Annotated in this window: 7 protein-coding genes; 1 reads left to right on the forward strand and 6 read right to left on the reverse strand. The window is 70.7% G+C overall.

What is annotated here, in order from left to right; all coding sequences use genetic code 11:
- Nucleotides 1-32: 32 nt before the first annotated feature.
- From FNH04_RS38915 to FNH04_RS38935, 6 genes are all read right to left on the reverse strand, one after another.
- Nucleotides 33-1,511 carry a sensor histidine kinase gene (locus tag FNH04_RS38915; protein WP_322725130.1) on the reverse strand — a complete coding sequence of 493 codons (1,479 nt, stop codon included), beginning with the start codon at nt 1,509-1,511 and terminating at the stop codon, nt 33-35.
- The gene (locus FNH04_RS38920) at nt 1,508-2,242 is read right to left on the reverse strand and encodes a response regulator transcription factor (protein WP_152790691.1); all 735 of its coding nucleotides are present in this window, start codon (nt 2,240-2,242) and stop codon (nt 1,508-1,510) included. Before FNH04_RS38920 ends, FNH04_RS38915 begins: the two co-directional genes overlap by 4 nt.
- 77 nt (nt 2,243-2,319) lie before the next feature.
- Nucleotides 2,320-2,556, reverse strand: coding sequence for a hypothetical protein (locus tag FNH04_RS46915; RefSeq protein ID WP_228031862.1), 237 nt, complete (start codon nt 2,554-2,556; stop codon nt 2,320-2,322).
- A 35-nt stretch (nt 2,557-2,591) separates the two neighbouring features.
- Complete coding sequence (locus FNH04_RS38925) at nt 2,592-3,746, reverse strand: S1C family serine protease (protein ID WP_152790693.1); 1,155 nt, start codon at nt 3,744-3,746, stop codon at nt 2,592-2,594.
- Nucleotides 3,747-3,904: 158 nt separating this feature from the next.
- Nucleotides 3,905-4,927, reverse strand: a complete 1,023-nt coding sequence (locus FNH04_RS38930) for a LacI family DNA-binding transcriptional regulator (protein ID WP_322725132.1) — start codon at nt 4,925-4,927, stop codon at nt 3,905-3,907.
- Nucleotides 4,928-5,032: 105 nt separating this feature from the next.
- Entirely contained in the window at nt 5,033-5,812 is a 780-nt protein-coding gene (locus FNH04_RS38935) for a winged helix-turn-helix transcriptional regulator (RefSeq protein ID WP_152790695.1), read from the reverse strand.
- A gap of 305 nt (nt 5,813-6,117) precedes the next feature.
- Between FNH04_RS38935 and FNH04_RS38940 the strand changes: the two genes are divergently transcribed.
- Nucleotides 6,118-6,601: alpha/beta hydrolase (locus FNH04_RS38940; RefSeq protein WP_152790697.1), on the forward strand; the 484-nt coding region annotated here is incomplete at its 3' end.

The following is a 6,601-nucleotide window of genomic DNA, read 5'->3' on the forward strand; positions in this document are numbered from 1 at the left end:
CGCAGCGGCCCCTCCGGCAGCGGTCCGTACGGCTACGGCACCTCCGGCGGAGGCGTCGTAGCCCCCGGCAGACGTACCGTCGCCAGCGTGCCGCCGCCCTCCGCTCGGGTGAGGGTGACCTCGCCGCCCGTCTGCCGGACCGTGCGGGCGACGATCGACAGGCCGAGGCCCGAGCCCGGGAGGGCGCGGGCGCTCGGGGAGCGCCAGAAGCGGTCGAAGACGTGGGGGAGTTCGTCGGCGGGGATGCCGGGGCCGTGGTCCCGCACGGTGAGGACGCCGCCCTCCAGCGTCACCTCGATCGTGCCGGCCTCGGGGCTGAACTTCACCGCGTTGTCGAGGATGTTGACGATGGCCCGCTCCAGGGCGGTCGGTTCCGCCCGTACGTACCAGGGGGCGAGGTCCGCCGTGATCGTCAGTTCCGGACCGCGCAGGCGGGCGCGGCGCAGGGCCGACTCCACCGTGTCCTGGAAGTCCACCACCTGGACGCGTTCGCCCTGCTGGGCGTTGTCCGAGCGGGACAGCTCCTGCAGATCGCCTATCAGGGAGGCCAGTTCCGACATCTGCGCCTTCACGGAGGTCAGCAGCGCCTTGCGGTCCTCGGCGGGGATCGGGCGGCCCGTCTCCTCACTGCGGGTGAGGAGCTCGATGTTCGTACGGAGGGACGTGAGCGGCGTACGGAGTTCGTGGCCCGCGTCCGCGATCAGCTGCTGTTGCAGTTCACGGGAGTTCGCGAGCGCGCCGGTCATCGAGTTGAACGAGCGGGACAGTCGCGCGATCTCGTCCTCGGCGTCGTCCTCCACGGGGATGCGGATGGTCAGGTCCTCGGTGCGGGCGATGTGCTCGGCGGCGTCGGTGAGCTTGTCGACGGGACGCAGGGCCGCGCGGGCCACGGCCAGGCCTGCGGCACCGGCGCCGACGACTCCTATGCCGGAGACGAAGAGGAGCAGCAGGGCGAGGTCGTTGAGGGTGCTCTCGGTGTTCTGGAGAGGCATGGCGATGACGAGGGCGTGCCCGTCGACCGGCATCGGATTCCCCAGGTCGTCGGTGGCCACCAGCGAGGTGGCCAGCACCCGTACCGAATCGCCGTCGCTGTCCGTCCCGTCGCGGATGAAGTACTTGCCGTACTGCGCGGTCTCGGCCGGCTCCCGGTCCCTGTCGGCGATCCTCACCACACCCGCGGAGTTCGAGAAGACACAGGCGCTGCCGTCCGCGTCGACCACCGCGGAGTACAGGAACTTGGGCGGTCCGAAGTGGGAACCGTCGGAGCTGGACTGGGACTCCGGTTCCCGGGGGCACGTGGCGAGGAGGGCGTTGACGTCGCTGAGCTCCGGCAGCCTGCGCGCGGTTCTCTCCAGATCGCCGTCCACCTCGGCGTACAGCTTCCGCTGCACCACGAACCAACAGCTCACCGACACCGCCGCCACCGCGAACGCCACCGCCGCCGCGACCAGCAGCGACAGACGGGCCCGCAGGGGCAGGGAGCGGTACCGGCGGGCGAGCTGCTTCTTCACTCCGCCCCACCCGACCGCAGCACATAGCCCACCCCGCGCACGGTGTGCACGAGACGGGGCTCGCCGCCCGCCTCCGTCTTGCGGCGGAGGTACATGACGTAGACGTCCAGGGAGTTCGAGCTCGGCTCGAAGTCGAAGCCCCAGACGGCCTTCAGGATCTGCTCACGGGTGAGCACCTGGCGCGGATGGGCCATGAACATCTCCAGGAGCGTGAACTCCGTACGGGTCAGCTCGACGGCGCGGTCCCCGCGGGTGACCTCACGGGTCGCGAGGTTCATCCGCAGGTCCCCGAAGGTGAGCGCGTCGTCCTGGGGTGCCGCGCCCAGCGTGGCCGCCGCGTACGAGCTGCGGCGCAGGAGGGCGCGGATACGGGCGAAGAGCTCGTCCAGCTCGAACGGCTTGACCAGGTAGTCGTCGGCGCCCGCGTCGAGCCCGGTGACCCGGTCGCCGACCGTGTCGCGGGCCGTCAGCATCAGGATGGGCGTGGTCTCGCCCGCGCCACGGATCCGGCGGGCGGCGGTCAGACCGTCCATCCGCGGCATCTGGATGTCCAGGACCACCAGGTCGGGCTTGTACAGGGTCGCCTTCTCCAGGGCGTCCGCGCCGTCCACGGCCGTCTCGGTGTCGTACCCCTCGAAGGCCAGACTGCGCTGGAGTGCTTCGCGTACCGCCGGCTCGTCGTCGACGATCAGGATGCGCTGGGGTTCACGGTCGCCTTCGGCGGGGCTCATGGTGGGGTTCCTCGGGTGCGGTGGGACGTGTCGGGCGCTTCAGCCTCGCACGTTCGATGTCCGTGGAGTAGAGAGGATCAGCCTCGGACGGTACGGCGGTGGATACGGGCGGTGGTGTTCCGGCGGGCCCGGGCGCGGGCCTCCGCGGGGGCTGCCGCCACCTCGGGGGCGCGCGGCACCGGCGGGTGCAGCTCGTACGCCACGGCCAGGGCCAGGCCGAGGGCGGCCGGGCCGCCGTACGCGTCGCCGCCCCGCTCGTGCGCGACCTGCAGCACCTGCTTGATCTGCTGCACCTGCTTGACCTGCTTGATCATGTCGAACTCCTGGGTTCTTCGCCCCGCGGGGCGGCTCAGTTGTCGGAACCGCCCGCGCGCAGCGTGCTCAGGTCGGACTTGACGGTGTTGATCGGGATGGCGAAGCCGAGGCCGACGCTGCCGGCGTCACCCGAGGACGAAGCCGACGAGTACATCGCGGAGTTGATGCCGATGATGTTGCCGTTCATGTCGATCAGCGCGCCGCCGGAGTTGCCCGGATTCACCGACGCGTCGGTCTGGAGCGCCTTGTACGTGGTGGTCGAGTTGCCGGTGTCGCCGTTGAACTGCTGGCCGCCGAACTCGAACGGCCACCCGCCGCCCGGCTGCTGTTGCTGCTGGCCCTCGTCCGTGGAGACCGTCACGTCACGGTCCAGGGCGGAGACGATGCCGCTGGTGACCGTGCCGGTCAGGCCCTCGGGGGAACCGATCGCCACGACCTGGTCACCGACCTGGACGTTGTCCGAGTCGCCGAGCGTCGCGGCCTTCAGACCGGAGGCGTCCTCCAGCTTGATCAGCGCGAGGTCCTTCTTGCTGTCGGTGCCGACGACCTGGGCGGTGTACTCCTTGCCGTTGCTCGTCGTCACCTTGATCGACGAGGCGCCGGAGATGACGTGGTTGTTCGTGATGATCTCGCCGTCGCTGGTGATGATCACGCCGGAACCGGTGGACTCACCGGCGTTCGAGGTGGCGCTGATCTCCACGACGCTCGGGCTGACGGCCTTCGCGACTCCGGCGACGGTGCCCTTCTGGGCGGTCGGCACCACGCTCGTGCTGGTGGCGCCGGAGACCGTGGTGTCCTTGCCGGTCAGCTCCTGGATGCCGTACGCGGTGCCGCCGCCTATCGCCGCGGCGACGATCGCCACGGCGGCCAGCAGGGCGATCGGGCCACGGGCGCGCTTCCTGGGAGCGGAGGCCGAGGAGACGGGCTCGGTGAGGAGCGGGGTGGCCGTGGCCGTGGGCGCGGTGGCCGTGGGCGCGGTGGCTGCCGGGGGCTCCTGGTGCGCGGCACCGGACGCGTACCCGGCGTAAGCGGCCTGCGGCTCGTACGCCGACTGCGGGCTGTGCGCCGGCGGAGGCGGCCACTCCGGGTTCACGGGGGAAGAGGCGTTCTGCTGCTGGGGGTACGCGGGCTGGTGTCCGTGACCCTGGGGGTTCTCGTACTCGCCGCTGCGGCGGATGCTCTCGGTCATGTCTCAGAGCTTGTCCCCCCTCCATGAGAGGTCCCTGAGTGCTCCCTGAGAACCCCGGCAGAACCTCGTTCGCCCGGCATAAGGACGCGCGGCACAAGGGGGCGCGGCAAAGGGGGCGCGGCAAAGGGGGCGAGCGGAGCCACTCACACCCTCAGGGGTTACTCACACCCACAGGACCGCCGTGCGACCAGCCGCGACGGAAACAGCTTCACCCGCTCACGCCGGGACCCCGCCACCCGCAGCCCGTCGTCCAGCACGAGATCGACCGCGGCCCGGGCCATCCCCGTACGATCCGTCGCCACCGTCGTGAGCGGCGGATCGGTCAGCGCCGCTTCCTTCACGTCGTCGAAGCCGGCCACCGCCAGCTCCCCCGGCACATCGATCCGCAGCTCACGCGCGGCCCGCAGCACCCCGATCGCCTGGTCGTCGGTGGAACAGAAGATCGCGGGCGGCCGGTCCGGCCCGGCGAGCAGCTCCAGGGCGATCTCATACGCGTCGTAGCGGTTGTACGGTGCCTCGAAGAGCCGGCCCTCCGTGGGGATCCCCGCCTCCTGCATCGCCCGCCGCCATCCCTCGACGTGGTCGGAGACGGGGTCGCCGACCAGCGGGGTCTCCGCGATGCCACCCATACAGGCCACGTACTCGGAGCCGTGCTCCAGGAGGTGGCGTACGGCAAGCTGGGCGCCGCCCAGGTCATCGGTCACGACCGCGACGTCGTCGATCGCCTCGGGCCGCTCGTGCAGCAGCACCACACGGGCGTCCCACGCCTCTATCTCGGCGGCCGCGTTGTCGTTGAGCGCGTGGCTGACGAGGATCAGCCCGGAGACCCGCATCCCGAGGAAGGCCCGCAGATAGTGGACCTCGCGCTCCGCGACGTAGTCGGAGTTGCCGACGAGGACCATCTTGCCGCGCTCGGCGGCCGCCTGTTCGACCGCGTGCGCCATCTCGCCGAAGAACGGCTGGCGCGCGTCCGGCACGATCAGGCCTATGAGCTCGGTCTTCCGCGACGCCATCGCCTGGGCCACCCGGTCGGGCCGGTACCCCAGCTCCTTGATCGCGGCGAGGACACGCTCGCGCGTGGCCGGGGCGACCGGCCGGGGTCCGTTGTTGATGACGTAGCTGACGACGGCGGTGGATGTCCCCGCCAGCCGCGCCACATCATCCCGAGTCACCTTGGCCACGCGCGGAGTCTACGCGGATTGCAACGCTCTGGGCAGGGCGTACGGCAGCCCACCTGTGAGGCGGCTGTGTACCGCTGGGTACGCCCGTGCCCGAGCCGGCCTCCGCTAGGCCTCCGCGGCCACCTCGGCGGCGTCCAAGTGCGCCGTCTCGCCCGCATCTTCCGGCTTTGGCCGAGCGGCCTTGGCCTTCGCCTCGTCCGTGACGCGGTCCGCCTTTTCCGGCGTAACGAATCGATAACCGACGTTCCGGACGGTCCCGATCAGCGACTCGTGCTCCGGTCCGAGCTTCGCGCGCAGCCGTCGAACGTGCACGTCGACGGTCCGCGTACCGCCGAAGTAGTCGTACCCCCAGACCTCCTGCAGCAGCTGCGCGCGCGTGAAGACGCGGCCCGGGTGCTGGGCGAGGTACTTCAGGAGCTCGAACTCCTTGAAGGTGAGGTCGAGCACGCGCCCCTTGAGCTTGGCGCTGTACGTCGCCTCGTCCACGGACAGGTCGCCGTTGCGGATCTCCATCGGGGAGTCGTCGTTGACGATCTGCTGGCGTCCCATGGCGAGCCGCAGCCGCGCCTCGACCTCCGCCGGACCGGCGGTGTCGAGCAGCACGTCGTCGATGCCCCAGTCGGCGGTGACGGCCGCGAGACCGCCCTCGGTGACGACGAGGATGAGGGGACAGCCGGGCCCGGTCGAACGCAGCAGCTGGCACAGGCTCCGCACCTGCGGGAGGTCGCGGCGTCCGTCGATCAGGATGACGTCGGCACCGGGGGTGTCGACGAGAGCGGGGCCTTCGGCCGGGGCCACCCGCACGTTGTGCAGGAGCAGGCCAAGCGCGGGGAGCACCTCCGTGGACGGCTGGAGGGCGTTGGTCAGGAGCAGCAGAGAGCTCATCGAACTCCTCCCGCCGGGGTCGTCGTCGATTCGGGGGTCGTCGTCGATTCGTGCACGGTTCGCTCGCCCATATCGTCTTGGTTCCTCCTCGGTCCCTGCGATGGGGGTACCTCCCGCGCCGTCAAGGCAGTGGGGGAGTCTGCGGCACTGCTTATGGTGCGAATCCCTCGCCCCCGGGGACCCGCGTATGCGATCGAAGGGGCCGTACACCTGCGGTTTCCCGCGACGTATACAAACCTTCCCGATAGCACAAAAGGACTCGGGGGCAACGCTGCCCGAGTCCTCTGCCCAGCAGAATAGCCCACATGAGCACTGGTCGGGCAGGTCATGTGACGCGTTCCGCGTTCTTTCCGGACCCTGGAACGGGCCGTCGCACCCCTCTGAGGAGGTTTCTGCGCACGCTCGACGGCGTGCCGATCGATTCCGTATACGAACCGGGTGCGGTCGTATACGACGACGGGGACGTCACCGGGACGCCACCCTCCCGTGGCCTGGTGTTCGTCGTCGCGCACGGCTTCACGGGGGATCTGGAGCGTCCGCACGTACGGCGGGTGGCGCGCGCGTTCGCGCGGTACGGAGCCGTGGTGACCTTCTCCTTCCGCGGGCACGGGGCCTCGGGAGGTCTCTCGACGGTCGGCGACCGCGAGGTGCTCGACCTGGCGGCCGCGGTGGCCTGGGCACGCGAGCTGGGCCACACGCGCGTGGCCACCGTCGGCTTCTCGATGGGCGGCTCGGTGGTCCTGCGGCACGCGGCACTGCACGGGGCTCCGGGGGCGGACGGGCATGGAG

Origin of the sequence: Streptomyces phyllanthi (assembly GCF_009377205.1) — a bacterium.
Classification (GTDB): domain Bacteria; phylum Actinomycetota; class Actinomycetes; order Streptomycetales; family Streptomycetaceae; genus Streptomyces; species Streptomyces phyllanthi.